The 991-nt window shown below is 43.8% G+C and carries 2 protein-coding genes; both read right to left on the minus strand.

Annotated features, from left to right (window positions below; translation table 11 throughout):
• Window positions 1-88: 88 nt before the first annotated feature.
• Window positions 89-742: a transposase gene (locus tag A3766_RS29205; RefSeq protein WP_082907184.1), complete on the minus strand. Its 654-nt coding sequence runs from the start codon at window positions 740-742 to the stop codon at window positions 89-91.
• Window positions 739-991 (minus strand): ATP-binding protein (locus tag A3766_RS21005; RefSeq protein ID WP_197479660.1); only part of this gene is annotated, 253 nt, incomplete at its 5' end. The genes A3766_RS29205 and A3766_RS21005, both read right to left, overlap by 4 nt.

The raw sequence follows: 991 nt of genomic DNA on the forward strand, positions 1-991 counted from the left end.
TAAAAATTTATAAATTTCATGCTAGGCAAAAATACAAGCATTGTCAATCTTTGTATTAGGTATAAAAGGGGTCGGTGACAATTAGTAATCATTCGCACTTGAGAGGTCGCCCTATCTTTGAATAGCCAATTGATCTCTTAAGATTTTCTTCGATTTGTGCCTTAAAACGATCATCCCCCAAAGGCATCGAGAAACTGGCTGAAGTACGAATCTCATGTATGACGCCCTTCGACAACGCAACGTTAAATAACTCTCGATAGCGAACGAGACGGCTCTGCGTATCATGTGCCAATTGAGCATATACCTCATGCGCACTAATTAACGGACTTCTTTCACCATATGCATTACACCGATAGCTAGACCATCGGTAATCAGCCGGATGCTCGACCATATTAGCCATAACCGGGTTTAGCTCTATATACCGATAACACTTGAGCAAATACCCTTCAGCATCGATCAAGCTTGCTTTATGACGACTCTCCCACAATGTACCGCATCGCCGATATGTCTTATTGATGTATTGTACATAGCGCCGCCCAAGTGACTGCATCACTTTAGAGACACCGTCAGTGCATGAAGGTGTCAACAAAAGATGAGTGTGATTCGTCATCAAGACATAAGCATGACAACTTACATCATAGCGTTCACACGCTTCTTGTGCATATTCCGCCGAACGTGAACATGGATTCTGGTCGATCGTGAACACCTGATCTTTCGCGCATTGGGTTCTTGGTCTTTTTATCCTAAGTGTTCACCATCCGTCAACTTTGAGCGGATTTTACGCATTGATTCTCCCTTCATCTTAATGCGATGAGAGTTGTGCATTAGTCGATCCAGGATGGCGTCAGCCAGCGTGTTATCGCCGATTGATTGATACCACTCTTCTGTTGGAAGTTGGCTGATAAGCGTAGTGGATTTGCTTTCATGTCGATCATCCATAATCTCCATCAAGTCGTTCCGTTGAGCTGCTTTTAAGGGCTCTAGTCCCCAG

It is taken from the genome of Oleiphilus sp. HI0132 (genome assembly GCF_001635845.1).